20 protein-coding genes and 1 tRNA gene are annotated in these 26,319 nt (G+C 68.7%); 8 read left to right on the plus strand and 13 right to left on the minus strand.

What is annotated here, in order from left to right; all coding sequences use genetic code 11:
• Positions 1-26: 26 nt before the first annotated feature.
• The gene (locus tag ESZ52_RS15430) at positions 27-485 is read left to right on the plus strand and encodes a VOC family protein (protein ID WP_131105710.1); all 459 of its coding nucleotides are present in this window, start codon (positions 27-29) and stop codon (positions 483-485) included.
• 1,171 nt (positions 486-1,656) lie between these two features.
• Here ESZ52_RS15430 and ESZ52_RS15435 read toward each other — a convergent pair.
• The 4 genes from ESZ52_RS15435 to ESZ52_RS15450 form a co-directional block, all read right to left on the minus strand.
• Positions 1,657-2,841, minus strand: coding sequence for an AlbA family DNA-binding domain-containing protein (locus tag ESZ52_RS15435; RefSeq protein WP_131105711.1), 1,185 nt, complete (start codon positions 2,839-2,841; stop codon positions 1,657-1,659).
• 1,002 nt (positions 2,842-3,843) lie between these two features.
• Positions 3,844-4,431: a hypothetical protein gene (locus ESZ52_RS15440; protein WP_131105712.1), complete on the minus strand. Its 588-nt coding sequence runs from the start codon at positions 4,429-4,431 to the stop codon at positions 3,844-3,846.
• 662 nt (positions 4,432-5,093) lie between these two features.
• Complete coding sequence (locus tag ESZ52_RS15445) at positions 5,094-5,711, minus strand: hypothetical protein (protein WP_131105713.1); 618 nt, start codon at positions 5,709-5,711, stop codon at positions 5,094-5,096.
• Positions 5,712-6,099: 388 nt separating this feature from the next.
• Positions 6,100-6,942 carry a hypothetical protein gene (locus ESZ52_RS15450; protein WP_131105714.1) on the minus strand — a complete coding sequence of 281 codons (843 nt, stop codon included), beginning with the start codon at positions 6,940-6,942 and terminating at the stop codon, positions 6,100-6,102.
• Between the two features lie 497 nt (positions 6,943-7,439).
• Here ESZ52_RS15450 and ESZ52_RS15455 point away from each other — a divergent pair, with 497 nt between their 5' ends.
• Positions 7,440-8,489, plus strand: coding sequence for a toll/interleukin-1 receptor domain-containing protein (locus ESZ52_RS15455; protein WP_131105715.1), 1,050 nt, complete (start codon positions 7,440-7,442; stop codon positions 8,487-8,489).
• 450 nt (positions 8,490-8,939) lie between these two features.
• Here the strand turns inward: ESZ52_RS15455 and ESZ52_RS15460 are convergent, their stop codons facing one another.
• The 4 genes from ESZ52_RS15460 to ESZ52_RS19930 all read right to left on the minus strand — a co-directional run bounded on the left by ESZ52_RS15460 (position 8,940) and on the right by ESZ52_RS19930 (position 13,532).
• Positions 8,940-10,070 carry a site-specific integrase gene (locus tag ESZ52_RS15460; protein WP_131105716.1) on the minus strand — a complete coding sequence of 377 codons (1,131 nt, stop codon included), beginning with the start codon at positions 10,068-10,070 and terminating at the stop codon, positions 8,940-8,942.
• 137 nt (positions 10,071-10,207) lie between these two features.
• Positions 10,208-10,280, minus strand: a tRNA-Thr gene (locus ESZ52_RS15465).
• Between the two features lie 103 nt (positions 10,281-10,383).
• Positions 10,384-11,508 carry a transglycosylase family protein gene (locus tag ESZ52_RS15470; RefSeq protein ID WP_202865354.1) on the minus strand — a complete coding sequence of 375 codons (1,125 nt, stop codon included), beginning with the start codon at positions 11,506-11,508 and terminating at the stop codon, positions 10,384-10,386.
• 191 nt (positions 11,509-11,699) lie between these two features.
• Positions 11,700-13,532 carry a serine/threonine-protein kinase gene (locus ESZ52_RS19930; RefSeq protein ID WP_181010052.1) on the minus strand — a complete coding sequence of 611 codons (1,833 nt, stop codon included), beginning with the start codon at positions 13,530-13,532 and terminating at the stop codon, positions 11,700-11,702.
• A gap of 128 nt (positions 13,533-13,660) precedes the next feature.
• On the opposite strand from ESZ52_RS19930, the gene ESZ52_RS15480 reads away from it, so the two are divergent.
• Positions 13,661-15,136 carry an alpha,alpha-trehalose-phosphate synthase (UDP-forming) gene (locus tag ESZ52_RS15480; protein ID WP_131105718.1) on the plus strand — a complete coding sequence of 492 codons (1,476 nt, stop codon included), beginning with the start codon at positions 13,661-13,663 and terminating at the stop codon, positions 15,134-15,136.
• Positions 15,136-15,918, plus strand: coding sequence for a trehalose-phosphatase (otsB, locus tag ESZ52_RS15485; RefSeq protein WP_131105719.1), 783 nt, complete (start codon positions 15,136-15,138; stop codon positions 15,916-15,918). Before ESZ52_RS15480 ends, otsB begins: the two co-directional genes overlap by 1 nt.
• Positions 15,919-15,944: 26 nt before the next feature.
• Here the strand turns inward: otsB and ESZ52_RS15490 are convergent, their stop codons facing one another.
• The 4 genes from ESZ52_RS15490 to ESZ52_RS15505 all read right to left on the minus strand — a co-directional run bounded on the left by ESZ52_RS15490 (position 15,945) and on the right by ESZ52_RS15505 (position 21,061).
• The gene (locus ESZ52_RS15490; protein ID WP_131105720.1) at positions 15,945-16,964 is read right to left on the minus strand and encodes a LacI family DNA-binding transcriptional regulator; all 1,020 of its coding nucleotides are present in this window, start codon (positions 16,962-16,964) and stop codon (positions 15,945-15,947) included.
• 5 nt (positions 16,965-16,969) lie between these two features.
• Positions 16,970-17,905 (minus strand): sugar ABC transporter permease, encoded by a 936-nt coding sequence (locus ESZ52_RS15495; protein ID WP_131105721.1) that lies wholly within the window; start codon positions 17,903-17,905, stop codon positions 16,970-16,972.
• A 1-nt stretch (position 17,906) separates the two neighbouring features.
• On the minus strand, positions 17,907-19,595 hold the full coding sequence (locus ESZ52_RS15500) for an ABC transporter permease subunit (RefSeq protein ID WP_131105722.1): 1,689 nt from the start codon (positions 19,593-19,595) through the stop codon (positions 17,907-17,909).
• Between the two features lie 125 nt (positions 19,596-19,720).
• The gene (locus ESZ52_RS15505) at positions 19,721-21,061 is read right to left on the minus strand and encodes a sugar ABC transporter substrate-binding protein (protein ID WP_131105723.1); all 1,341 of its coding nucleotides are present in this window, start codon (positions 21,059-21,061) and stop codon (positions 19,721-19,723) included.
• Positions 21,062-21,361: 300 nt separating this feature from the next.
• Here ESZ52_RS15505 and ESZ52_RS15510 point away from each other — a divergent pair, with 300 nt between their 5' ends.
• The 4 genes from ESZ52_RS15510 (at position 21,362) to ESZ52_RS15525 (ending at position 25,342) form a co-directional block, all read left to right on the plus strand.
• Complete coding sequence (locus ESZ52_RS15510) at positions 21,362-22,444, plus strand: ABC transporter ATP-binding protein (RefSeq protein ID WP_131105724.1); 1,083 nt, start codon at positions 21,362-21,364, stop codon at positions 22,442-22,444.
• 89 nt (positions 22,445-22,533) lie between these two features.
• Positions 22,534-23,787, plus strand: coding sequence for a DUF4032 domain-containing protein (locus ESZ52_RS15515; RefSeq protein WP_131105725.1), 1,254 nt, complete (start codon positions 22,534-22,536; stop codon positions 23,785-23,787).
• A gap of 92 nt (positions 23,788-23,879) precedes the next feature.
• Positions 23,880-24,356 carry a transporter substrate-binding domain-containing protein gene (locus ESZ52_RS15520; RefSeq protein ID WP_131106683.1) on the plus strand — a complete coding sequence of 159 codons (477 nt, stop codon included), beginning with the start codon at positions 23,880-23,882 and terminating at the stop codon, positions 24,354-24,356.
• Positions 24,353-25,342: a cation diffusion facilitator family transporter gene (locus ESZ52_RS15525; protein ID WP_131105726.1), complete on the plus strand. Its 990-nt coding sequence runs from the start codon at positions 24,353-24,355 to the stop codon at positions 25,340-25,342. The genes ESZ52_RS15520 and ESZ52_RS15525 overlap by 4 nt, the downstream gene beginning before the upstream one ends.
• A 12-nt stretch (positions 25,343-25,354) precedes the next feature.
• Here the strand turns inward: ESZ52_RS15525 and rlmB are convergent, their stop codons facing one another.
• The gene (gene rlmB / locus ESZ52_RS15530; RefSeq protein WP_131105727.1) at positions 25,355-26,308 is read right to left on the minus strand and encodes a 23S rRNA (guanosine(2251)-2'-O)-methyltransferase RlmB; all 954 of its coding nucleotides are present in this window, start codon (positions 26,306-26,308) and stop codon (positions 25,355-25,357) included.
• Positions 26,309-26,319 lie beyond the last annotated feature (11 nt).

The following is a 26,319-nucleotide window of genomic DNA, read 5'->3' on the forward strand; positions in this document are numbered from 1 at the left end:
CTCGCCGGCCGGTGGAGGATGCTGCCATGGACGAGAACAAGCCTGTGCTGCAGCTCCGCGTCGTTGTCGAGGCCGAGGACTTCGACGCCGCAGTGCGGTTCTACCGCGACGTGCTCGGCCTGCCCGAGCGGATCGCCTACGCCCAGGGCGGCGACGACCGGGTGTCGATCCTCGAGGCAGGCCGGGCCACGCTGGAGATCGCCTCCCCCGGCCACAAGAAGGTCATCGACGAGATCGAAGCCGGCGGTCAAGAGAGCCAGCGCATCCGCCTGGCCTTCGAGGTCACCGACTCCGAGGGGATGACCCGTCGTCTGGAGTCCGCGGGAGCACGCGTCGTCGCCGAGCCGGTGCTGACACCGTGGCAGTCGCTGAACTCGCGGCTCGACGCGCCCGGCGACCTCCAGATCACGCTGTTCCAGGAGACGATGGCAGAGGAGCAGCTGCCGCAGCTCGAGGGCTTCGCAACCGACGCGGAGCGCGACTGACCTCCGTCGCCCAGCACGCCGAGTGTCCACCACGAAGCGTTGTCCCAGGCGCAGCGACTCCGGGGGCGACCATCCACTGGCTTGAAGATGATTCCTGTGTGAGCCAGTGCCGAAACCGACGCTAGCACCCGCCACACCTAGATGCAGAACCCGACCTCAGGGACGCACCACATCGACTCACCCCTCCCGACCAGCCGTGCCGAACACGCCCCACGCAGACCGACCGGCCTGAGCATGACCAAACCATCCCTGAGGCTGACCGAGTGCGACCCTGAGTCTGATCGAAACCGCCCCGCTCATGTCCCACACACCTCTTGCATTCGCGGCCCTGGTATATCGTTGGCACGATAAACACTCGCGTAGTAGCGACTCACCGGAGACGCCCATGGACACCACGGCCAGCAATGTGCCCAGCGTAGGGGACGCACCATCAGCGCCTCGCAGACCAGGGCAGAAGGTCGTCTGCGGATGGTGCCGGGCAGAGGTGCCCGTTCCTCCCCGCGGGCGCGTCCCGAAGTGGTGCTCCAGTTCCTGCCGCCACCGCGCGTGGGAGCAACGGCGCGCCGCTGACGCCGGCCTCGCCGCAGTCGAAGTCGTCGACCGCGTGGTCGAGGTGGTGAGAGTCGAGAAGGTCGTCGAGGAGCGTCGGGTGCAAGTGCCAGTGTCCCGGTCCCCTCGGTCGACGCGAGAGTGGGTTGACGTGCTGAACCGTCTCGACTGGGCGCTGCAGAGCAACCGCATGGAGCTTGACGACCTGGCCGAGATAGAGCCGGCTCTGGCTCGAGTCATCGCCGCCTACCGCGCTCGCAGCGACAAGCTACACCTGCGTCGGGGCCGTCGGTAGCTTCTCCAAGCACAGCCTCCCGACGTCGTCATTACAGACGCCACGACGTTGCTCGCCGGCGGGGCCAAGGCACAACCCCCATCAAGCGGATTGCCGCGCGGGGGGTGTGTCAATCGCGGCGGAATGACGCATCTGGTCGTAGTTCGGGCCGCCGCAGTACCGGGCCACCGCAGTACCGGGTGGCCGCCGACCAGTGACCTGCCGCCGGGCGGAGTTGGTTGGTGGTATGGGATGCGCGGATAGACCAACCCGCGGGATGGGCCGCTGCGAGGCCTCTGACACCGGGCGCTTCATGGCACGAGCACGCCGTCCGCCGCGCTGCCTCCTCTACGAGCCATCTAACTGCTGACTGAACTGATTCGTCACGCTCTGCGGGTCATCCAGCTCGCGATCCAGATCGGCCTTGAGCGCTGCACGTAGTTCCGGCAACTCCGGCCCGGCGTACGCCGGGTTCTCCATAAAGCTGACAACCTCCTTGAGCGCCGCGTTCCACCACTTCTGCGTTCCCCGCTCACCACGCTGACCCTTCCGGTCCTTGAGCAAGTCCTGCCAGATCCTCAGCTCCCAACTGTTGCGTGCAGCGTCGAGTGAGACTTCGCTCGTCAGCAATTCGCGCAGTCGGCTCTCCAACTGATCCGCGCGCGCGGAGGTGTGCTCCCAGGTGTCCAGTGTGAAGTTCCACCAGACCTCTCGGCGTAGCCGAATGACGCGGTACGCCAAGTTCTGCAGCGAGTCGTTCTGGAGTTCCACGACCACCTCCTGCAGGTCTCGGACGAGGCGCTGCACGTGCTCTATCTCGTACGCCGCCGAGTCCGCGGAGGACGCGGCAGAATCGGCGGAGGACGCGGCGGAGTCAGCGGCATCAGCCGCCCCCTGAGTCGTCGCCGACAGGTGCTGAATCGGCTGGGCGATCTTCTCCTCGATTCCCTCGGCGATCTGGTCCACTTGGCTGCCAACTGCGCCGACGGCTGACTGAAGTTCCGAACTGGTTTGCCGGAAGCGGACGGCGAAGCTGCCAGCCTCCCGGTCGAGGTAGATTCTCAGCAGTTCGTCGTCTGTCAGAGCACGGATCGACCGACCTTGGCGCGTCTGGCGACGACCCTCGTCGTCAAAGTGCGGCGCCATGGCCGGGCGAATCTCCACCCGCACGAACGGCACATCAGTGGAGACCCCCTCCTCCACGATTTGCACGTTGACAGGGATGGGCCGTGTCTTGCTCGCCATGTCCTGGATCCGAGCGACCGCCTTGTCTAGCCCCCTGGCTAGCCCGAACGGCTTGCCATAAACGAGGCCCGTGGTCTTGTCCTCGATCTCCTCGACCCCGATGACCAGATGCGCGGCATCACGCGCCGGGTCGAGCGCAACCCAGTTCGCGAGCGCTGCCAACAGCTTCGGACTCACGACTTCAACGTCCCGCTTGAACTCATACCGGTCGGATTCGCCGAGCGCGAGTATCCGCTGAGCTACGGTGCTGATTTCCTGGTACCGCGACGGCTCGGGATCCACATCCATCTCGCAGTTCTAGCATCGAGCACCGACGCGCGTGTTGAGCCTCAGCCCGGTGCCCGGGTCTTGTCCGTCTCCGGGCGGGGTGGCGCACATGCTCATCAGGCGACTCGCGGCGGTAAGGCGCAGCCCGGACGACCGACCGGCGGCAGTAGCGTGCGGTCGCGAGGCGGAGCCAGGCGCCGCTGAATAGTTTACGGTTGCGTGACGTGGGTGTGCGCGCAGAGCCATTCCCGGGGGGACCCGACCTCGGTGCACAGAACGTAATCCCCTTCAGCCCGCGGCGGAACGGTCAGTAGGTCTGGTCCGCGCCCAGTTTTTCCCAAACTGATGCCGGCGCGTTCTGGCTCGTATGGGTACCACGCGGGGCGGTTGCCGGGGGACTCCCCGCTGTAGGCGGTCGTTAGCTGATACCTGGGCAGCCACTCTTGACCATTGGCCTCATGGAGCAGGTAGTGGATCCCACGGTCGGTCGACTCGTCGAAGTGAACTTCGAAGTCTTGACCGGCCTCAAGCACTGCTGGGATGGAGAGAGCATCAGGGAGTACGCGAGCGTCGTCAGCTCTCAGCGACCCTGCCGTCTCCTTGGTGCTCTCACGATCGCCGCAAGCGGTCACGCTGAAGACGATGGCGCAGGCGAGTAAGGGCACCACGTATCGACGATGCTGTCCCATACGTGTTCTGACGGCCACCGGCGCCCTTTCGTTCCCAGCGTGCAACCTTCATGCGTCTGCAGCCTGCTTGATCGAGAAGACCAAGGTAGTCCAGAGGCACGTGGCCGTGTCGGGTGCAGACAGCCGGGCTGATTCCAGACCGACGTGGCGACCCTGGTAGCCGAAGCACACAAGGAGCAGGACGTCATTGGGTGTGATTGCCCGCCGCGCCGGACTCAAGCCGGTATGCGGCAATAGCGTGCGACCACGCTCCTGGCGGCAGATGAGCGAGAAGGTGCTCGGTCGCTGGTGCTCTTGAACCTACCTTCGATGCCGCGTTCGGGTCGGCCGGCAATCAGTCGCGCTTCTTCAGTTCTGCAGTGATGCCCTCGACAGCCCGCGTCAGTTTGTGAAGCGTTCCCGCCGGGCGATCCTGCGATTCGCGAAAGTCTGCCAGGTTGATCTCATATGCGAGGGTCGGGATGGGGCCGAACGGCCCGTCTGCGTCGATGGTCACCGAGTGGAGCTGCGCCATGTCCGACTCTAGAAGCGTTGCCGACGCTCCGAGAACCCAGGCGAGCATGTGTCCGGGCGCAAGCGACGACATCCCCGTCTGCATTCGTTCTAGCGCTGTCCCGGTCAGGCTATCGACCCGGTCTTCGAACGGCAAAGGTGGGTCGAACACGACGCGAACGTTCTCTGCGACCGTGGGGCCGGAGTTTCCGACTACGAGTTGCAGCCAATGGCCTTGGGTGTCGTCAGCCCGTACATCAGCCCACACGTACGGCTGAGCGGCCGCGATGCTGCTCTCGCGCTGTCCAACGACCTGCGCTTCAGCCGCATCAGCCGATCGTTTGGCTTGTCGGACGCTAGCCCTAGCGAACCAGGCCGAGGCGAGTGCCACTAGAGCTGCGAGTCCGGAGATGGTGATGTTGACGTCCATAACCCCCATTCTTGGCCGGACCTCTGACATGCTCTTCGGCTCGGCAGTTGTCGCCCCGGTCCGGACTACTGAGCGCGAGTTGCTGGAACGCTCCGTCGACCACCATGATCGCCGAAGCGAACGGCCTGCGGCAGAAGCGGACGGAAGGGCCGTCCTCCAGGCGGTCGAATCCGACGCCTCGGCAAGGTGACGGCGGTACCGTGCGATGGGCGGGTCCGAGCGCAGGGGGCTCGTGCGTCGACCGTTGAGAGGATGGTGGTGAGCCACAATGTCTGGGATCCAGCAGGGTGACAGAGTGCGACGGAGAGGCTGCCGGGGGTGAGGTCGGCATTGTGTACATAGTCAGAGATCACAATGGGGACGCTCACGTTAGGTTCCCGACCGACGGCATGAACATCATCCCAACATCAGAACTGATTCCCGTCGCCGAAGACGAGATTGACGACTAGGACCTTGCCCGGTGACAACTACGTCGACAGGTAGCACCTGACACGCCGAGGCCAAGAGGCCCGTGTTGCACGAACAAGCCGGCGCGACGGAGGCTGACGAGCGTGGCGGACCTCCACGCGGCAGTTGCGGATGTCCCGCGCAAGCGTTCGTCAGGTCAGAGTTTCATGGCGACGTCTGCGACCGGCCCGTACAGGTACGACCTTTGCTGGACGTCAGAGGTATGGGCCCCACTTCGCCAATGTGTTCTCAAACGATTGGTACGCGCTATAACGAGAGCCCATCTTAGCAGCGCACTCGTCCGACATGGCGGGAGGATCGAACGGAGGACCACACCACTCTTCAAGGTCCACACTAGCAATCCGTTCCAGAGCTTCGACCGTCTCTTCCACAAGATCGTTCATGCTGGTCGGTGGCATCAGTTCCTTTAGATCTCTGGCTGCATTGCTCGCAGTGATTCCCATCGTCACCTCCTCGGTGTAGCAGAGGCGTGCTTCCATGCTCGACAGGACATCGTCTTCGTCGTATCGGACGTACCGTAGCCGGCAGGTACCAGCCTCATCGATTACGCCCTGCCAATCCTCCTGCTCACCGGCAATGATCGAGGCCAACTGCTGGGGCGTGGCTGTTTCCTCCGCCGTCTCTTCTGTGCGGGCCTCCTCGTGCCCTTCCTCGGCCGCGTCCCCACCGTCATTGGCAGTGCCTGTAGTTTCGGGTTCGACTGCGTTGTCGGTGGCAACCACCGGCGTTGGAGTCGCGCTCGACGGAGTCTCTGCACCGGAGCAGCCCGCTGTTGCCAGTAGCACCGCCAGGGCAGCGATAGTTCTCTTCACGCGCGATGTCTATCAGACAGGGGTTGTCGTCCTGCTCTTGGGGGGGCACTCGCCCCACCTAGCGGGAACAGCAGCAGGTAGCAGCCACGTTTGGGCGATACGCGGGCGACCACCCACGAGGAGCGACAGGCGGGCGCTGCCGTGCCCGCAGTGCGGCATAGGGAGGCGTTAGCGCCAGCTGGCGTGGGTGCGTTTCGCGACCCGCCGATGTGCTTAGCGACCAGTCTCTGCGAGGATTCGGTGGTCGCTGGTGCACCACTGCGTCTGTCATGCGCTGACACTACCCAAGGCGAAAACCCGTACCTCAACGATGCCCATCTACCCCAAGCAAACGCCGGCGCTAGAGAAGCGCTCACGGCATCACAGCGCAGCTCTGGCCGGAATGCGGTTAGCTTTGTTGCAGGATCTTCTGAATGCGATCCCCAAGCTTCAACTTCAAACGCTTTAGACCGATTTCAGATGGCTCGTACATCAAGGTCCGAAGGTGTCGCAAGTCGAATGGGATCTCGTCAGCAGGTTGCGTGAGCGGGATGCAATGCTTACCCAAAGTATGTGCAATTCCCGTCTCGTAGAAGACGTTGGCGTTGTGGCTAGTGTAGTCGGTTATGACGATTTGTGCCCGCCACAATAATCCGACGATGTCATCCATGATCGAGTCTTTGTCCCAGATGGAGTCGGCGCGCTCACAATTCAACCCAGCGTCGTAGACTACGCTCTGTATCGCCTGCCAGACCGGCTCGAACTCGGCCCGAAACGGCATCATCACAACAACCAAGCCGGGGTCAACGGGCCCCTCTGGAAAGTTGAGGTACCTGCGGCTCGGCCGGACCGCCTCACGGGACTGACCTAGCTCCAGCAGTGTGCGGTAGAGGTCGATTTCTTTGACCGTCAGCCTAGTTCGGTGGAAGCCCCACTCGCCTTCGACATCAAACGTCTCGCGATTGGCGAGGATTTCATTGACGGGGATGGGAAGGATGTGCGGATTGGGCGTGAACTGCAGCAGGACGTTGGCGCCGCTGGGCGTTATGCGGCTCAGCGTTCCGACCCTTGCCACATCGGATGAACCGTGTGGGCCCACTTCGGGCATCGCGAGGGTCGGAAGGTCCAAGAGTCTGTTGAAATTTCCATCCGCTACGCCTAGGAATTCCTGGACGTGAGATAAGGTCCCCTCCAGCATGCGGTTCCTAGGGAGTGCCCCGCCATTGGGCATACCGACGAGCAAGTTGAACACGACAACCCTTCCTAACTCTTGTCAGACCTCAGTGTTTTCGCATATGACCTCTGCGCTGTGGCCGCTAACTCCTTGTCCCGCTCACAGGGGGACATTCGTTCCGCTGCGTCCGCGAGGTGAGGCGGGGACTCCGCCGCGGGACAGGCCTACCCATCCTCGAGGCGTGCGAGCGCCCTAGCCGTCGGTCCTCGGGGCTAGGGCCACGCGCATCTTCCGGCGAGATCTAGGCTAAGGCTGCCACCCCCCTTGGAAGTAGGTTGAGGATCGTACGACAACTGTGTCCTGGTGAGAGTCCTACTTGCTTCGCGGCGGGGTTGGCCCATGGCGCTGGGTCGCGCCAGGCACGTCGTGCGAACACGAGCACGGAGCGCCGAGCCGGGATGCGCTGGCCGGCGATGAGCGGTTGCGCCCCAGCGTTCATGCAGCCGGGCCCGTTCCTAGCCGACTTGCGATCGCGTTGCGCCCGCTCCCCGGTGCCATGCCCATAGGATGGGGCCATGGCCAGAGTTTTCGTTAGTCACGCATCCGCGGACAAAGAGTTCGTGGACCTGTTCGTCGACTATGTCCTTCGTATAGGCTTAGGCCTCAATGGCGAGAAAGTGTTTTACTCCAGCGAACGCGATACGGGGGTGCCATCGGGTGCTGATCTAATGGCGCACTTGCGTACGGAGGTCAGTGAAGCCACCCTCGTGATCGCCGTGATTACGCCTATGTACCAAACGCGTCCCGTGTGCATCGCTGAACTCGGCGCCGCTTGGGGGCGCACCTCGCCCGAGCACTTCTTCCCACTCCTAGCACCCAACCTCAGTCGCACGGAACTAGAAGGCATCCTTCCCTCTGCGCTGACTTTACGCATTGACGACGCTGCCGCCCTCGACGAGCTATCGGATCGGGCCGAGGAGGCGCTGGGGTCGCAGGTGACCAAAACTCAATGGGGCGTGGGCAAGCAAAAGTGGCTAAGCGTAGTCGGCAGCGTGGCCACATCACTGCAGGAGCCAGAAATACCAACCATCGACGAGTACAAGACCGCAATGCGCGAGCTCGCGGAACTTCGGGAGGCGCTGGATTACACGGAACGGGAGGTGGATGAATGGAAGCAAAAGTTCGAACTCGTGGCAGAGGTCAAAGACCAAGCAGAAGTGACGCGAATACGAGTTGGCGACAAGCCGATTGACGTGTTCCAAAACGCTCTGACGGCAGCCAGAAATACTGTGGGCAAACTGCCATCCTGTGTTCGCGAAGCAATTTTTCAATCGCTCAGGGGAGAGGGGATCTACGGGCCGAACCGGTTCGATGATCCAGATTCTGCCGACGCATTCGAGGATGCGATCGAGCGAAAGTTGCTGGTCGAAAATCACGAGAACGAATATTTCCCGAATCCTGAGAAGTCGAGAGTTGGTGAAGCGCTCGAAGCGGTCGACCAACTTGAAGAGGCCATGGATCCCGCGAAGACAGGTCCGGAGTTCGACGATTGGTTCAGGTCCGAGTACGGCGGAAACGCTCCGGACTTGCGAGATCGTGATTGTTGGGAAGAGCTCATGAACTGACTCCCGTGACGAGGGTTCCTGTTGGCAGGGGCGACGCGTCTACGCATTTCGATGGCTGGACGCCGTTTCAGAAGTAGGTTGACGCAACGTCCCGTCGCACGCGCTTGCTCAGAGCAACAGGCTGCGAGCCCGCATCAGGCGGCGCATTGGGGCGTGGGACCTGAACCTTTCTGCCACGCGCGCCCCGGCATCCGGTCATCGGCGATACAGCGATGTACCGACCGTTGGCCTCTCTGGGCGCCAGGCAGGACTCGCCGATCATCGGGATCAATGGATGCGCGCGGGCGCCCTTCGTGCCGCGTCCTTCTGGGCGAAGTGACGCACCGGCGAGGGCTGATGCACCAATCGCCCCTGCTTCGCCTTGTCCGATTGCGCGGTAACTTTCGCTGAGGACCTGTCGGCGGCGGAGCTGGCTGTGACGCCCTCCCAAGTCGGTGACCCCTCCGAATCTCACTCCCCCTGGGGAGGGCGGGCGAGATCGGAGAGCTTCGCGGCGATCTCTGCGTCGCGACCCTGGGCTGCATGCTGGTAGCGCAGCGCGGCAGCGACAGTGGAGTGCCCAAGGCGGGCCTGTAGCTCGGCGAGGGTCGCGCCGGTCATGGCAGCCATCGTTGCGCCCGTGTGCCGCAGGTCGTGGATCCTCAGATCCTCCCGTCCGGCGACGGCGCGGGCCTTCCGCCAGGCGGTGTGCAGTACGGTCGGCTGGAGGTGGCGTTGCGGGTCGCGCAGGGCTGGGAAGAGCAGCGCATCGGTTCCCGTCCGCACGTGTTCTTCGAGGTGCTGCTCCAGGGCAGGAACGATGTGCGGCGGCACGCTCACCTCGCGGGTCCCGGCGGCCGACTTCGGGGTGCCGACAATCGGTTGGCCGCGAACCCATGACACGGCGCGGGTCACCTTGACGACGCCGCGATTCAGGTCGAGGTCACGCCGGCGCAGCTCGAGCACCTCCCCCACGCGCAGTGCGCACCAGGCGCACAGCAGGACTAATGCGCCGAGCTGGGCCGGCATCTCCCGCACGAGCACGTCCAGCTCGGCGACCGTCGCTGGGCGGATCTCCTTCTTGGTCGGAGGGTTCGACGCAGACCTAACCCGGCAGGGGTTGCTGGCGAGGAGCTCGTCAGTGACCGCTGTGGTCAGGATGGCACGCAGCAGTGCGTAGGCGCGGGCGTTGACCGTCGGGTGTTTGGTTGACAGCCCGGCCCACCACCGGCGCACGAGGGCCGGTGTGAGGTCGGGGACGAGCAGATCGCCGAACTCCGGCTCGAGGTAGCGCCGCAGAAGGTGCTGGTAGCCCTCGCGGGTCCGCGGCTTGAGGGTCCGGTCGGCCAGCCACTGCCGGGCGTACTCGTCGAAGGTGGGCGGCGCCAACCGCTCGGCGATCTCGACCCGACGCTTCGGGGCGACCCAACCGTCGCCGCTCGCGAGCGTCCGCTCCTGGGCCAGCCAGACCTCGGCATCCATTTTCGAGGAGAAGGTGTGCGGAGCCGAGTGCCTCTGCAGGTCGGGCCCAACGTAGGTCGCCTGCCAGCGCTTGCTCGGCAGCCGCCGCAGTGTCCCGAAGCCCCGTCTCGATGCCATCATGCCCTCATTTCGTGCATCATACGTGCACTAAGGGTGTCACTTCGTGCATCATCCTGACAACACGTGACAGCCTCGGCTAAGAGCCGGTAGATCGCGTTTCCGCAGGTCAGATGGGTGAAACTGCTGGTCAAGAAGAGAGCTGGCGAAGGGACTCGAACCCTCAACCACCTGTTTACAAGACAGGTGCGCTACCAATTGCGCCACGCCAGCGGGGCCGACCGAGGTCGGCCGAGTGCGATGCTACCTGCGCCCAGCGCGAGGCCCGGCATCCGCAACGAGCCAGGTGCCGGGCCTCGGGCGCAGGACGGGGAGGTCAGCCGATCTTCGTGACGATCCCGCTGTAGACGAACCCGCTGCGGTCGGCCAGCTTGATCCAGCCGTTGCTCTGCGGCGTGCCGCGCAGCTGGGTGCCGTGGCCGGCCCCGCCGATCACCGAGTGGTTGGTGCCGGGGCCGGAGCGGATGTTGGCACCGACGGATGCGGACACCCGGTAGGTGGAGACCTCGCCCGGCGGGGCGGGCGACGGCGGCGGGGTCGGCGCGGAGTTGACGGGGGCCAGCGTGGTCAGGCTGATGAAGCCCCGACCGTCGGAGAGCTTGACCCAGCCGTTGCTCGCGGCCCCGGTGACCTGGCTGCCGTGACCGGCGCCACCGACGACCCGGTGGTTCAGGCCCGGGCCGGAGCGGATGTTGGCGCCCACGCTCGCGGACACCTTCCACGTGCTGGTCTCGCCCGGCGGGGTGGGATCGGCGGGCGGCGGGGTCGGCGGAGCCGGCGGCGGCGTCGGGGTGCCCGGGTTGCTGGTGGTCAGCGTGGTCAGGCTGATCCAGCCACGGCCGTCGGAGATCTTGACCCAGCCGTTGCTGGCCGCTCCGATGATCTGCGTGCCACGGGCGACACCGCCGACGACGGCGTGGTGGGTGCCGGGCCCGGAGCGGATGTTCGCTCCCGCACCTGCGGAGACCCACCAGGTGCCGGACTCACCCGGCGGCGGGGTCGGCGGAGCGGGCGGGGCCGGGTCCTCGGTGCCCGGGTAGGGCGCGCTGCCGTTCTGCATGTTGAGGCCGGCCCGCACCGAGCACACCGGCCACGCGCCCGGGCCCTGCACCTGCAGGACCCGCTGGGCGACCTGGATCTGCTGCAGCTTGGTGGCCTGGTGGGCATAGGAGGCGAACTCCTGGCCGCCGAAACCGACCCAGGTGGGCTGGTAGAACTGCAGGCCCCCGTAGTAGCCGTTGCCGGTGTTGATGTGCCAGTTGCCGGTGGACTCGCACTGGGCGACGCGGTCCCACACATTGTGGTTGTGGGCCGACGCGGCAGGGGCGGTCAGGCCGACGGCGGCCAGGGAGGCAGCGCCCGCCAGGCCGAGGTGGCCCGCTCGGCGGACGGTGGAGCGGGCGCGGGTCGCAGGGGCGCGATGTTGAGCGGGGCGGGCCATGGAGGTCCTTCCGGCGAAGTTGTGTGGTGCGTGGGACGTCTGGGACTGACGCCCGGACCAAGGTAGGCCATGCGCACCGTCACAGGGAACCCGATGTGACCAGTGTCACGTACACGCCTCCCCCAAATCCTTGCCCTTCTGCGCTATCAGGGGTATGCCGTACTGGTCGCCGGGGCGCATCCCGCCGCGCGTCAGGGCAGCGTGAACGGCACCAGGTCGAGCAGGGTGGTCCCCGGCGCCAGCGGCCACCAGGAGACGTGGTCACCGCCCTGGTAGGCCGCGAACCCCAGCGCCGCCGCGCCGAGCAGGCAGCCCACCACCAGCACGACCGTGGGCGCACCTTCGGGGACGGTGGCGCGGACCGTGGTCCGCGACCCGCGGCGCAGCGAGGTGCTGGCCAGGCCCCACCAGCTCAACCCGCCTCCCACGAGCGCCCCCAACGCCATCGACAAGGGGTGCTCCGGCCCCACGCCGGCGAGCAGCTCGGTGCTCGTCACCAGCCCCGAGAACACCAGTGCCACGACCGCCGCCATCGCCACGGGCAGCAGGAGCGAGAACACCGTCGACACCGTCGCCACCACCAGGTGGACCGGCGAGGCCAGCACGGTGACCGGCACGTCGGTCGCCCGCTTGCCGGCCCGGTGCCGGCGCAGGACCAGCCCGGTCAGGGTGCGGTCGACGGTGCGGGCACTCACACCCCACACCGCATACAGCCCCCACGCCACGAGCGGCACCACGGCGGCCAGCCCCACGAAGGCGGCCAGCATCGCCGTCAGCGTCCCGGTGCGCGCGCGCCGTCCGATGCGGGGGTCGAGCGGCTCAGCCTCCACCGGGCCGTAGGCCTCGTCGTACCCGTACGGCTCCGCCGCGCCATAGGGCTCGTCCGCGCCATACGGCTCCCCGACGCCGTAAGGCTCGACGGCGCCATAGGCCTCCGGCCCCCCGCGGTGCTCCGCACGGCTGTGGTGCTCCCCCTCCCCATACGGCTCCGCGTCCCCGTAAGGCTCCGTCACCGGAGACCGCTGCGTCCGCGCCACCGTCCGCTGCGGCGCCACCCGGGTCGGGTCGGTCACCTCGTGCAGGAGGGTGTGGTCCGCACCGTCCCTCCAGTCGCCAGGCGGGGGCAGCATGGGCAGCGCCCCGGTCACGTCCTCCTGCCGCGCGTACCGCTCCAGACCGTCCAGCACCTGGGCCTCCGTCGGCCGTCGGGCCGGGTCCGGGTCCAGGGCAGCGGCCAGCAGGGGTCGCAGCGCCGGGTCGACGCCGTCCAGCTGCAGCCGCCCGCGGGCCACGCGGTCCAGCACGACGGTCACCGGCCCGCGGCCGAAGGGCGGGTGCCCGGAGGCGGCATACGCCAGCGTCGCGGCCCAGCCCCACCAGTCCGTGGCGCGGCTGACCGCCGCCCCCTCGGCGATCTCCGGCGACAGGTAGCCGGGCGTGCCCATGACCAGCCCGGTCGAGGTCAGCCGCACGTCGTCGGCGAGCTGGGCGATGCCGAAGTCGATGACGATCGGCTCGCGCTCCCCGGGCTCCCCCACCAGCAGCACATTCCCGGGCTTGAGGTCGCGGTGCACGATCCCCACCTCGTGGATGGCGTGCAGCGCGTTGGCCAGGCCCCGGGCCACGCCCAGCAGTTCCTCCCCGTGCAGCGGCCCCTCCTCGTCCACCACGACGTCCAGGGGCGGACCGGGGACGAACTCGGTGACGATGTACGGCGCCGGGCCGTCCACGTCGGCGTCGATCACCGCCGCCACCTGCGGGTGGTGCACGCGGGCCAGCGTGTGCACCTCCCGGCGCAGCCGCTCACGGGCCCCCTGGTCGTGGGCGATGTGCGGCCGCAGCACCTTGATCGCGACGTCACGGTCGGGGTGGCGCAGGTCGGCGGCCCGCCAGACCACCCCCATACCTCCCTCCCCGACGCGCTCGACCAGCTCGTAGCGGCCCAGCCTGCGCGGCACCACCACGGCCTCGGTCGGCTCCGCGCCCGGTGCCGGGCGGGACGAACGGGGCAGCTCGGTGGTCACGGGCTCCACGGTATGCCGTCTCCATGAGTCAGGGGTGCGAAGGGGCCGGGCGAGCCGTCGCCCGGTGCGGCCTACCTCTAGGGTGTGGAGGGAGATCCGCTCCAGAGCCTGACGAACGAAGGGGTCAGATGGTTCCCGCATCCAGCAGCTCGGGTTTCGACTTTGTCATCGCCGCCAACCGGCTGCCGGTGGACCGGCACGTGCACCCCGACGGCAGCGTCGAGTGGCGCACCAGCCCCGGCGGCCTGGTCACCGCCATGGAGTCGGTGATGCAGAACCGGGAGGCCGCCTGGGTCGGGTGGGCCGGCTTCGCCGGCGAGGCGCCGGAGCCGTTCGACGACGGGCCGCTGCGGCTGTGCCCGGTGCCCCTGTCGACCGAGGAGGTCGCCGACTACTACGAGGGCTTCTCCAACGACACCCTCTGGCCGATCTACCACGACGTCATCGTGCCGCCCACCTTCCACCGCTCCTGGTGGCACGCTTACCGGCGGGTCAACGAGCGCTTCGCGGACGCCGTCGCGGACGTGGCGGCCGAGGGCGCGACCGTGTGGGTGCACGACTACCAGCTGCAGCTGGTGCCGGCGCTGCTGCGCGACCGCCGCCCGGACCTGCGCATCGGGTGGTTCAACCACATCCCCTTCCCCCCGGTCGAGCTGTTCTCCCAGCTGCCCTGGCGCGGCTCGATCCTGCGCGGCCTGCTGGGCGCCGACTTCCTGGGCTTCCAGCGCCCCGACGACGCCCGCAACTTCATGCGCGCCTGCCGCTCCGTGCTCCGCGCCACCGCCAAGGGTGATGTCGTGACCTGGGCGGGCGCGGACGACAACCATCTGGGCGCTGCGCCCCGGCGCGTCCGGGCGGCGGCGGTGCCGATCTCCATCGACGCCCAGGGTCTGCGTGAGCTGTCCGAGACCCCGGAGGTCAAGGAGCGGGTCAAGGAGATCCGCGAGTCACTGGGCGACCCCAAGGTCGTGCTCCTCGGCGTCGACCGGCTCGACTACACCAAGGGCATCCGGCACCGCCTGCGCGCCATCGGTGAGCTGCTGGAGGACGGGGAGATCGCCCCGCCGGACGTCGTCTTCGTCCAGATCGCCACGCCCAGCCGCGAGCGGGTCGAGGCCTACCGACTGCTGCGCGAGGAGATCGAGGGCACGGTCGGCCGCATCAACGGCGACTTCTCCCACCTCGGCGACACCGCGGTCCACTACCTGCACCAGTCCTTCGGCCGCGCGGAGATCGCCGCCTTCTTCCAGGTGGCCGACGTCATGCTGGTCACCCCCCTGCGCGACGGGATGAACCTCGTCGCCAAGGAGTACGTCACCGCCCGCCACGACGGCGGCGGTGCCCTGGTGCTCTCGGAGTTCACCGGCGCGGCCGAGGAGCTGCGCCAGGCCTACATGTGCAACCCGCACGACCTCACCGGGCTGAAGGAGACCATCCTGCGCGCGATCCGCGACGACCCGGCCGCCAAGCGCCGCCGGATGTCCGCGCTGCGCCGCCGGGTGCGCAACCACGACGTCCAGACCTGGGCCGAGGAGTTCCTCGCCGCCCTCGCCGCCGCCCCCGCCCGTCCCACGAAGAACGCGTCCCGCCTCCAGGAGTCCTGATGCCCCTCTCCCCCGACCTGCTCGCCGCCGTGGAGGCCTTCGCCGGCCGCCCGACCCTGCTGGTCGCCACCGACTTCGACGGTGCGCTGGCGCCGTTGGTGGTGGACCCCAGCGACTCCCGCCCGGTCGAGGGAGGTATGGAGCTCCTCACCGAGCTCGCCGCCCTCCCCGGGGTGACGGTCGCCCTGGTCAGCGGGCGGGCGATGCGCGACCTCGCCGTGCTGTCCGGCGCGCCGCCGGAGATGGTGCTCATCGGCTCGCACGGGGCGGAGGACTCCCGGCACCCCGAGGGGCTGGCGCTCTCCGAGCAGCAGCAGGGCCTGCTGGACACGCTGGACGAGGAGCTGGCCGAGCTGGTCGAGGACCATCCCGGCGCCTGGGTCGAGCACAAGCCCGCGGGCCGGGTGGTGCACACCCGCCGGATGGACCCCGTGGCGGGGCCTGCCGCCCTGGACGCGGCCTCCGCCCTCGGGGCACGGCATACCGCGCTGGTCGCCACCCCCGGCAAGGAGGTCGTCGAGCTCGCCGTCGCCCACGTCGGCAAGGGCGCGGCGCTGGTCGGGCTGGCGGAGGAGCTCGGGGTGGACGCCGTCTTCTACGCCGGTGACGACGTCACCGACGAGCACGGCTTCGCCGCGCTGGCCGCGAACGACCGCGAGGAGCGCGCCGCCCGCCGGCTCACCGTCCGGGTCGGCGACGGCGAGACCGCCGCGCAGCACCGGGTGGCCGACGAGCACGAGCTCGTCGAGGTCTTCCAGGCGCTGCTGGACGCCCGCCGCTGAGGCGACGGCCGGGATCGCAGGCTGCTTCAGCCGGGCGGCGCCGTCGAGCCGCGGAGGATGAGCTCGGGGGCGAAGAGGTACTCCCGGTGCTCGACCTCCTCGCCGGCGATCTCGCCGAGCACCGCGCCCACGGCGACCTCGGCCATCGCGTTGACGTTCATCCGCAGGGTGGTCAGCGGCGGGTCGACGAACCCGACGAAGGGCACGTCGTCGCTGCCGATGACCGACAGCTCACCGGGCACGGTGTAGCCGAGCTGGCCGGCGCTGCGCAGCACGCCCAGCGCCATGACGTCGGAGCCGGCGATGATCGCGGTCGCGCCGGCCTCGATCAGCTGCTTGCCGGCGGCCGCACCGCCCTCGACCGTGAACAGCGTGGTGCTGACCATCTCCTCGCCGTCGAAGCCGGGCACGTCGGCCATCAGCTCGTGGAAGGCCTCGGCCCGTCGCTGGACCGGGACGTAGCGGGCCGGGCCCGTCCCGAAGCCGATCCGGGTATGCCCCAGGTCGCGCAGGTGGCGCACCGCCAGCTGCATCGCGGCCCGGTCGTCGTGGCTGACGAAGGTGGCGTCCACGTCGTCGCGGTAGCCGTTGATGAGCACCATCGGCAGCCCGCGGTCCCGCAGCTCGGCATACCGCTCCGTGCTCGCCACGGTGTCGGCGTGCTGGCCGCTGACGAAGACGATCCCGGACACGCCCCGGTCCAGGAGCATCTGGACGTACTCGTCCTCGTGCACCCCGCCCGGGGTCTGCGTGCACAGCACCGGGGTGTAGCCGGCTCCCGCCAGCTGGGTTTCCACAATCTGGGCGAACATCGGGAAGACCGGGTTGGTCAGCTCGGGCACGACCAGCCCGATGAGGCCGGCGCTGCTGCGGCGCAGCTTGCTCGGCCGCTCGTAGCCGAGCACGTCCAGCGCGGTGAGCACCGACTGCCGGGTGGTGGTGGCCACACCGGGCTTGTCGTTGAGCACCCGGCTCACAGTCGCCTCGCTGACGCCGGCGTAGGCGGCCAGGTCGGCGAGACGTCCTCGGGGCCTGGCTGGGCTCACGGTGCTCACTTCACCGAGCCGGCGGTGAGGCCACCGATGAGCTGCTTCTGCAGGCCTAGGTAGACCAGCACCGGCGGGATCGAGGCGATCAGCGCACCGGCGGCGAACATGCCGAAGTAGCGGTTGCGGTCGGCCATGTTCAGCGAGTACAGCCCGACGCCGAGCGTGCGCTGGTCCTGGTCGACCAGGAAGATGCTGGCCAGCATGAACTCGCCCCACAGGGTGACGAAGGCCAGGATCCCGACCGTGGCCAGGATCGGGGCGACCAGGCGCAGGGTCATGGTGAAGAAGATCCGCGCGTGGCCGGCGCCGTCCATCTTGGCGGCCTCGTCCATCTCCTTGGGCACCGTGTCGAAGTAGCCCTTGAGCAGCCACACGTTGGAGCCCATCGCGCCGCCAAGGTAGACGAGCAGCAGGCCCCAGATGGTGTTGAGGCCGACCTGCGGGATGACGTCACCGATGCGCAGGAACATGATGTAGAGCGCCGGGAAGGCCAGCATCACGGGGAACATCTGCGCCAGCAGCAGCGCCATCAGGCCGGGCCTGCGACCGGCCCACCGCAGCCGGGAGAAGGCGTAGGCCGCCGAGGCGCCGATGAAGACCTGGAAGACCGTGCCCAGGCCGGCGACGATGAGGCTGTTGCGGAACCATGTCCAGAACGGGAACGTCGTGGAGCTGAACAGGTCGGTGAAGTTCTTCGCCGAGAAGGTCTGCGGCAGCGGCGAGGTGGCGCTGAGGGTGCCGACCGGGTTGAGCGCGGCCGAGAGGATGTAGAGCACGGGGAACAGCGCCCAGGCCAGCGCGACGATCGCCAGGGCGTGCCGCCACCAGACGCCGGAGCGAGGGCGGGTCACCGTGGAGGTGCTCTCCTGCCGACGCTGCCGGCGCGGCTTCGGGGCCATCGCGGCGGTGGTGTTCGCGGCGGTCGTGGACTGAGTCATATCAGTTCACCTCTTCCAGGGCCTTGGACTGGCGGAACCCGACGTAGCTGATGGCGCCGACCAGCATGAAGATGACGATGCTCACGGCCGAGGCGAGCCCGATGTTGGGGTTGCCCGACTCCAGCGCGATCCGGTAGGCGAAGTTGATCAGCAGGTCGGTGCTGCCCACGAGGCTGTTGCCGTCGACGAACGGCCCGCCGCGCGTGACCAGGTAGATCAACGTGAAGTTGTTGAAGTTGAAGGCGAAGCTGGCGATGAGCAGCGGCCCGACGGCGACCAGCAGCAGCGGCAGGGTCACCGAGACCAGGGTGCGCACCGGCCCGGCACCGTCCACCGCCGCCGCCTCCTTGACGTCCGAGGGGATCGACTGCAGGGCACCGGTGCAGATGAGGAACATGTAGGGGAAGCCCAGCCACAAGTTGGTGATGACCAGCGCCAGCCGCGCGGCCCACGGGTCACCGAGCCAGTTAGTGTTCAGTCCCGTCAACTCGTTGATCAGCCCGAACTGCTGGTTGAACATGGCGGCCCAGATCAGGCCGGTGACGAAGACGGGGAGCGCGTAGGGCAGGACCAGCAGCGAGCGGTAGACCGCCTTGCCCTTCAGCCGCGGGTCGTTGAACAGCAGCGCCAGCAGCATGCCGAGCAGGAAGGTGCTCGCGACCGAGATGACCGGGAAGGCGAGGTTCCAGGCGAAGATCTTCAGGAAGCCGCCGCGGAACGCCGGGTCGGTGAAGATGGTGAGGAAGTTGCCGAAGCCGACGTTGACCGTCCAGCCGGCCGGCAGGGGTGAACCCTCCCCGTCCTCGGGGACGAAGTTGCCGTCCTCGGTGGCGACGTAGACCTTGCCCTCGGCGTTGGTCATCGTGTCGGCCTCCTCGTCGTAGACCATCGTCGGCTGCCCGACGAAGGCCTGCGAGGTGGTGGCGGCCTTGACGGCCGACCCGTCCTCCCCGACCGGCACCGCGAGGTCGGTCACCTCCGCCGAGCGCTCGTTGGCCTCGAGCAGGTTCAGCACGCGGTAGCCCGGCGCGGTCTCGACCGTGCCGTTGGCACGCACGCTGACACCTTCGGCGGCCAGCGGCTCCAGGCCCTCCTCGGTGCCGACGAAGAGCTGGTAGCCGTCGGCCGTGACGTTCTCCCCCGTGTCCCCCGTCTCCTCGGCGCCTTCCTCCAGCTCGTCGCCGTCCGCGGTGGGCGCGACGGTGAGCAGGAAGGACAGGTCGCCGCTCTCGATCGGCTCGCCCTCCGGCACGGCCACCGACATCCCGAACCGAGGGGCGTCCGGGTCCTGGCGCACGGACTGCGCCTGGATCGCGACGATCGCCTCGTCCTTGGACAGGGTGTGGCCGTCGCCGTAGTTGGTGAAGGCGGTCGCCGCGGTGTAGACGATCGGCCACATCTGGAAGAGCAGCAGCAGGACCAGGCCGGGCAGCAGGTACTTGGCGGGGATGAACCGCTGGGTGGAGTAGACCACCAGGACCGCCATCGCGATGAAGGCCACCACGGTGACGATCAGCCAGGAGCCGGCCTCGATGGCCTGCTGCGCGGCATACCCCAGACCCAGCAGCGCGGCCGCGATCAGCGCCCACCGGGTGACGTGCACCCAGGCGGGGGTGCGGACGCCCTCCCCCGTGCCGGGAGCCGGCGGCTCACCGGTGCTGCGCGGGGGGTCGATGACGGACTGGGACATCGATGTCTCCTGACGGGGTGAGGGTGGGAGCGGGTATGCCGAAGGGTCCCGGATGGCCGGAGGTCAGACCGGCGGGTGGGGTGGGTGCCCACCCGCCCGTCTGGGCTAGTGGTCTCGCGCGTGGCTCAGAGCGCCGACTCGACCTCGGACTGCGCGGTGGCCATCTGCTCGGCCGGGTCCTCGCCGTTGACGATACTGGCGGTGGCGATGCCCAGCGGTCCCCACACGGCGTTCATCGCGGGGATGTTCGGCATCGGGGTGCCACCCTCGGCGGCCAGGCCCCAGGCCTCGATGTCCGCATTGGTCTCGGCGACCTGGTCGTAGGCCTCGATCAGGGCCGGCGGACGGTCGCCCGCCTCGAATAGCGCGACCTGGACGTCCGGGCGGGAGACGTACTCCTGCACGAAGGTCTGGGCGATCTGCGGGTTCTGCGAGGCGGCGGAGACGTAGAAGCCGTTGACGCCCAGGAGCGGGGACGGGTCGCCACCGTCCTCGAAGTCGGGCAGCGGGCTGATCGCGTAGTCGATCCCGGCCTCGGTGGCCTGCTGGATCGCCCACGGGCCGGAGACGAGGAAGGCGGTGTTGCCCTCGACGAACTGCGGGATGGTGTTGGAGCCGTCCAGGTTGACGGTCAGCGCGTCCTGCTCGGCCAGCCAGGCGATCTTCTCGGCGCCCTGCAGGGTCTCCTCGCTGTCCAGGATGGCCTGGCTGCCGTCGAAGCCACCCTCCTCCAGCAGCGGGAAGATGCCGCCGCCGTAGGCCGCGAGGTAGGGGTACATGTTGTAGGCGTTGCCCTCCTGGCCCACCTCCTGGGCCATGACCAGCTCGGCCTCACCGTCCTCGACCAGCTGCTGGCCGGTCGCGACGAGCTCCTCGAAGGTCGCCGGCTCCTCCGGCGCCATCTCCACGTTGCGGATGAGGGCGAGGGACTCCACGGAGTAGGGGACGCCGTAGGTCTGGCCCTCGAACATGAAGGCCTCAACGCTCTCCGGGGAGAACCGCTCGACCAGGTCGGAAGACAGCTGGATGGGGGCGACGACGTTGTTCTGGACCAGCTCGCCGAGCCAGTCGTGGGCGCCGACGGCGATGTCCGGGCCGGCGCCGGCGCTGACGGCGTCACCAAACTGCTCGCGCAGGTTCTCGTTGGCCACGACCTGCAGGGTGACCGGCACGCCGGTCTCCTCCTCGAAGAGGGCGGCGACGTCCTCGAGCGCGGCGGCCCGCAGGTCGTCGGCCCAGATCACCAGGCTGGTGCCGTCGCTGGCGGCCGGCTCCCCACCGGCCTCCGCGGTGGACTCCTCGCCGTCAGCGGGGGCCTCCTCCGTGGTCTCCGCGGACTCGCCGTCCTCGGTTGCGGTGTCCTCCGCGGCCGGGGTCTCCTCGGTGTCCGCGTCGCTGTCGCCGCAGGCGGCCAGCAGCAGGGCTGCGACGGCTGCCGAGGCGATGACGCCGGTGGTGCGCTTCATGCGTTCTCCTTCGAACCGGGGGCGGGACGCTGATGCACCGGGTGCGCCGAGGGCCCGCTGAGCAACCGATCCTTGCTGCCGGTTGCCGGATGGTCGCTTCAGTATGTGCCTGATTTCAGGTTTTTGCAAGTTCTTGCAACGACTCTTGCGGAGGGGTGCTACTGTCAGATCCGTCACCTGCAACGGCGCCGGGAACGCCATACCTCGTCGTCGCCGCAGCGACACCTCCACCCCGCACCCGCGGGTGGGTCCTTTACGACGGATCGTCCGGCACGTACCTGCCGGTGAAGGAGATGGATGATGGCAACGGTGACCTTCGACGAGGCCACGCGCATCTACCCCGGGGCCGAGACCCCCTCGGTGGACAAGCTCAACATCGAGATCGCAGACGGAGAGTTCCTCGTGCTCGTCGGGCCCTCGGGCTGCGGCAAGTCGACCTCCCTGCGCATGCTCGCCGGGCTGGAGGAGGTGAACGACGGCCGCATCCTCATCGGCGACCGCGACGTCACCCACATGCCGCCCAAGGACCGCGACGTGGCGATGGTCTTCCAGAACTACGCCCTCTACCCGCACATGACCGTCGCGGACAACATGGGCTTCGCGCTGAAGATCGCCGGTCGGCCCAAGTCGGAGATCCGCGAGCGGGTCGAGGAGGCAGCCAAGATCCTGGACCTCACCGACTACCTGGAGCGCAAGCCCAAGGCCCTCTCCGGCGGCCAGCGCCAGCGCGTGGCCATGGGTCGCGCCATCGTCCGCCAGCCGCAGGTCTTCCTCATGGACGAGCCGCTGTCCAACCTGGACGCCAAGCTGCGCGTGCAGACCCGCACCCAGATCGCCTCGCTGCAGCGGCGGCTGGGGGTCACCACCGTCTACGTCACCCACGACCAGGTCGAGGCGATGACGATGGGCGACCGCGTGGCCGTGCTCAAGGACGGCATCCTGCAGCAGGTGGACAGCCCCCGCCGCATGTACGACCACCCCAACAACGTCTTCGTCGCGGGCTTCATCGGCTCCCCCGCGATGAACCTGATGACGGTGCCGGTGACCGACGGCGGGCTCAAGCTGGGCGACTACACCCACCCGGTCGAGCGGGGCACCCTCGCCTCCGCCGGCAGCGAGGTCGTCCTGGGCGTGCGGCCCGAGGACGTCGAGCTCTCCGACTCCGGCCGCGGCCTGCCGATCGAGATCGACGTGGTCGAGGAGTTGGGCGCCGACGCCTACATCTACGGCCAGCTGCCCGGCCACGGGGCGGTGGACAAGCCGTTCATCGCCCGCGTCGACGGCCGCACCCCGCCGAAGAAGGGCGAGGTCGTCCACTTCCAGCCCAAGGGCGACCACATCCACGTCTTCCACGCCGAGACCGGCGAGCGCCTGAGCGTTTGACCCTCACGCGCCACCGCGCACCACCCGCCCCGACCGGCCGGCGTCGCACGACGCCAGCCGGTCAGCGCGTCCGGACCTAGGCTGGGCCCATGCCGCTCGACATCAGCGCCATCAACCCCGACCCGGCGATGCTGGACCTGCCCTGGGACCAGCCGCTGGAGGACTGGCCGGAGAGTCACCTGGCCGCGCTCCCCCGCGGCATCAGCCGGCACGTGGTGCGCTTCGTGCGGCTCTCGGGCCGGGTGGTGGCGATCAAGGAGATCACCGAGCACCTGGCGCGTCGGGAGTTCCAGACCCTGCGCACGCTGCGCCGGATGGACCTGCCGGCCGTCAAGCCCCTGGCCGTGGTCGCCGGACGCCTCGACGCCGACGGCCAGCCGCTGGACGCCTGCCTGGTCACCCAGCACCTGCGCTTCTCCCTGCCCTACCGGGCGGTCTTCAGCCAGCGCATGCGGCCGGACACCGCCCGCCGCACCCTGGACGCGCTGGCGGTGCTGCTCGTGCGCCTGCACCTGGCCGGCATCTTCTGGGGCGACGTCTCGCTGTCCAACACGCTGTTCCGCCGCGACGCCGGCGACTTCGCGGCATACCTCGTCGACGCCGAGACCGCGGAGATCCACCCCCAGCTCTCCGACGGCCAGCGCCAGCACGACCTCATCATCGCGCACGGCAACATCGCCGGGGAGCTGATGGACCTGGAGGCGGCCGGGCTGCTCGACGAGGGCGAGGACCCGGTCGAGATCGCCAACCGGATCATGTTCCGCTACGACCTGCTCTGGGGGGAGCTGACCGGCGAGGAGCGTTTCGAGCAGGGCGACCGGTGGCGGGTGGAGGAGCGGATCCGACGCCTCAACAACCTCGGCTTCGACGTCGACGAGCTGGAGATGACGACCGACGTGGACGGCACCTCGCTGCGCATCCAGCCGCGGATCGTGGACGCCGGGCACCACTCCCGCCGGCTCATGCGGCTCACCGGCCTGGACGTGGAGGAGAACCAGGCCCGGCGCCTGCTCAACGACCTCGACTCCTACCGCGCGGCCACCGACCGCCAGGGCGACGACGAGAGCCTGGTCGCCCACGACTGGGTGACCCAGATCTATGAGCCGGTCACCCGGTCCGTGCCGCCGGAGCTGCGCGGCAAGCTGGAGCCGGCGGAGTTCTTCCACGAGATCCTCGAGCACCGGTGGTACCTGTCCGAGCGCGCCGGCCAGGACATCCTGATCGACGACGCGGTGCAGGACTACGTGCAGACCGTCCTGCCGGGCAAGCCCGACGAGGACGCCGTGCTCGGGGTCGACACCCAGGAGATCCCGATCCGGGCGCACCTCGGCGGTCCCTCCTGACCGGTCCCGGTGCCCGGGCTGCCGCCATCCGCGCAGGTCGGCCGGTTGGGCCGGTGAGAACCGCAGCTGAGGGCCATACTTCCCGTGTGCTGATGACTCGCCTGTGGCCCACCGTGCTCGCCGGCGCGCTGCTGCTGACCGGGTGCGGGGTGGACATCCCCGTCGACCCGGACGGCACCCTGGATGCGATCGTCGCGTCCGGCGAGCTGACCGTCGGTGTCTCCCCCAACCCACCGTTCACCACGCTCCCGGAGTCGCCGGACGGGCCGCCCGGTGGCACCGAGGTCGCCCGGGTGACCGGCTTCGCCGAGTCCCTCGGCGTCGAGCCGGTCTGGGTCGTCGGCGGCGAGGAGGAGCTGGTCCGCCAGCTCGAGGAGGGCGAGATCCAGGTCCTCATCGGCGGGTTGACCGACAAGAACCCGCACCTGACGAAGGCCGGCACCACCCGCCCCTACGTGACGACCCCCGAGCACGGCGAGCAGGTGAAGCACGTGATGGCCGTCGTCCCCGGCGAGAACGCCCTGCTCAGCGCCCTGGAGCGCTTCCTCGACGGGGAGAGCCCCCGATGAGCTCCCGCCACGGCTCCTACTTCGGTGCCACCGAGCTGCCCGAGGACATGCAGGACGTCCTGCGCAAGGCCCGGCGGCTGGAGGTCGTCTCGATCATCTACATGGCCACGGTCATCGCCGTCATCTACCTGGTCATGGGCAGCTCCCAGGCGATGAGGGCGGCGTGGGTGGAGGACCTGCTCTCCCTCGTCCCGCCGATCTCCTTCCTCGTCGCGGTGCGGGTCGCCGCCAGCAAGCCCGACCGTCAGCACCCCTATGGTCGGCACCGTGCCGTCGCCGTCGGTCACCTCGTGGCCTCCGTCGCGCTCGCGGCCATGGGCCTGCTGCTCACCTACGAGTCGCTCTCCGGGCTGCTCATGCGCGAGCACCCGCCGATCGGCACGATGCAGGTCTTCGGTCACACGGTCTGGGCCGGCTGGCTGATGATCGCGGCGCTGATCTACGGCGGCATCGGGCCGGTCATCCTCGGCCGGCTGAAGAAGCCGCTGGCCGAGCAGTTGCACGACAAGGTGCTGCACGCCGACGCGGACATGAACAAGGCCGACTGGATGACCGCCGGGGCCGGCATCCTCGGCATCCTGGGCATCGGTATGGGGCTCTGGTGGGCGGACGCCGCGGCCGCCCTGGTGATCTCGTTGTCCATCCTCAAGGACGGCTGGAGCAACCTCAGGGCCGCCGTCGGCGGGCTGACCGACACGACCGCGCGCACGGTGGACGACAAGGCGGAGCACCCTCTGGTCGGGCGGATCGAGGACTACCTGGAGTCGCAACCCTGGATCGCCGAGCACCGCAGCCGAGTGCGGGACATGGGCCACGTCTTCCAGGTCGAGGTCCGCGTCGTCCCTCGGGGCGGTGAGGTCGAGCTCGCGCGGCTGCACCAGGTCACCGAGGACCTGCGGGCCATGGACTGGAAGCTCGACGACGTCACGGTGAGTCCGGCCCTGCGCATCGACGAGGGCGAGACGACGTCGCCGCCCGCCGACTGAGCGGGCCGTCGGTCAGCGCTTCCGGGAGCGTGCGATCTCGTAGAGCGTCACTGCGGCGGCGATCCCGGCGTTGAGCGACTCGGTCGCGCCGGCCATCGGGATGGAGACGATCTGGTCACAGGTCTCCCCGACCAGCCGGGACAGCCCCTTGCCCTCGGAGCCGACGACGACCACCAGCGGCTGGTCGGCCAGCGCCAGGCCGGGCAGCTCCACGTCGCCGTCGGCGTCCAGGCCGATGACGAAGAAGCCGGCCTTGCGGTAGTCCTCCAGGGTCCGGGTGAGGTTGGTCGCCTGGGCCACCGGCACTCGGGCTGCCGCGCCGGCGGAGGTCTTCCAGGCGGCCGCGGTCATGCCGGCCGAGCGCCGGGCGGGCACCACGACGCCGTGCCCGCCGAAGGCGCCGACCGAGCGGATGATGGCGCCCAGGTTGCGCGGGTCGGTGATCCCGTCCAGCGCGACGATGAGCGGCACGCCCGGCAGCTGCTGGGAGAGCAGGTCGTCGGGGTGGGCGTAGTCGTAGGGCGGCACGGTCAGCGCGAGCCCCTGGTGCACCGCGCCGTCGGTGATCCGGTCCAGCTCGCCGCGCGGGGTCTCCAGCAGCGCGATCCCCGCCTCGGTGGCCAGGGTGATGGCCTCCTTGACGCGGTCATCGCTCTCCATCCGGGTGCCGACGTGCAGCGCCGTGCCGGGCACGCCGGTCCGCAGCGCCTCGAGCACGCTGTTGCGCCCCGCCACGACCTCGGTCACCGCGCCACGGCCCGGCCCCGAGCGCCGTCCCGCCGGCCGGCCCCCGCCGTCCTTCGACGACCGTGCCGCCCGGCGCGCAGCCGGGTGCCCGGTCCGCTCCTCGGCCTTGGGCGTGGGACCCCTGCCCTTGAGCTGCTTGCGCCGCTGGCCGCCGGAGCCGACGGTCATGCCCTTCTTGTTGGTCGTGCGGGCCGCACGTCGCTGCTGGTTGCCTGCCATGTCGCTTCCGT

This window comes from Ornithinimicrobium sufpigmenti, from assembly GCF_004322775.1.
Lineage (GTDB): Bacteria > Actinomycetota > Actinomycetes > Actinomycetales > Dermatophilaceae > Ornithinicoccus > Ornithinicoccus sufpigmenti.

Coding starts and splice junctions, on each gene's coding strand:
- ESZ52_RS15430 (WP_131105710.1), top strand. CDS start 27: ATGGACGAGAACAAGCCTGTGCTGCAGCTCCGCGTCGTTGTCGAGGCC.
- ESZ52_RS15435 (WP_131105711.1), bottom strand. CDS start 2,841: ATGGATGTGGATCCCGAGCCGTCGCGGTACCAGGAAATCAGCACCGTA.
- ESZ52_RS15440 (WP_131105712.1), bottom strand. CDS start 4,431: ATGGACGTCAACATCACCATCTCCGGACTCGCAGCTCTAGTGGCACTC.
- ESZ52_RS15455 (WP_131105715.1), top strand. CDS start 7,440: ATGGCCAGAGTTTTCGTTAGTCACGCATCCGCGGACAAAGAGTTCGTG.
- ESZ52_RS15460 (WP_131105716.1), bottom strand. CDS start 10,070: ATGATGGCATCGAGACGGGGCTTCGGGACACTGCGGCGGCTGCCGAGC.
- ESZ52_RS15470 (WP_202865354.1), bottom strand. CDS start 11,508: ATGGCCCGCCCCGCTCAACATCGCGCCCCTGCGACCCGCGCCCGCTCC.
- ESZ52_RS15480 (WP_131105718.1), top strand. CDS start 13,661: ATGGTTCCCGCATCCAGCAGCTCGGGTTTCGACTTTGTCATCGCCGCC.
- otsB (WP_131105719.1), top strand. CDS start 15,136: ATGCCCCTCTCCCCCGACCTGCTCGCCGCCGTGGAGGCCTTCGCCGGC.
- ESZ52_RS15495 (WP_131105721.1), bottom strand. CDS start 17,905: ATGACTCAGTCCACGACCGCCGCGAACACCACCGCCGCGATGGCCCCG.
- ESZ52_RS15500 (WP_131105722.1), bottom strand. CDS start 19,595: ATGTCCCAGTCCGTCATCGACCCCCCGCGCAGCACCGGTGAGCCGCCG.
- ESZ52_RS15505 (WP_131105723.1), bottom strand. CDS start 21,061: ATGAAGCGCACCACCGGCGTCATCGCCTCGGCAGCCGTCGCAGCCCTG.
- ESZ52_RS15510 (WP_131105724.1), top strand. CDS start 21,362: ATGGCAACGGTGACCTTCGACGAGGCCACGCGCATCTACCCCGGGGCC.
- ESZ52_RS15515 (WP_131105725.1), top strand. CDS start 22,534: ATGCCGCTCGACATCAGCGCCATCAACCCCGACCCGGCGATGCTGGAC.
- ESZ52_RS15520 (WP_131106683.1), top strand. CDS start 23,880: ATGACTCGCCTGTGGCCCACCGTGCTCGCCGGCGCGCTGCTGCTGACC.
- ESZ52_RS15525 (WP_131105726.1), top strand. CDS start 24,353: ATGAGCTCCCGCCACGGCTCCTACTTCGGTGCCACCGAGCTGCCCGAG.
- rlmB (WP_131105727.1), bottom strand. CDS start 26,308: ATGGCAGGCAACCAGCAGCGACGTGCGGCCCGCACGACCAACAAGAAG.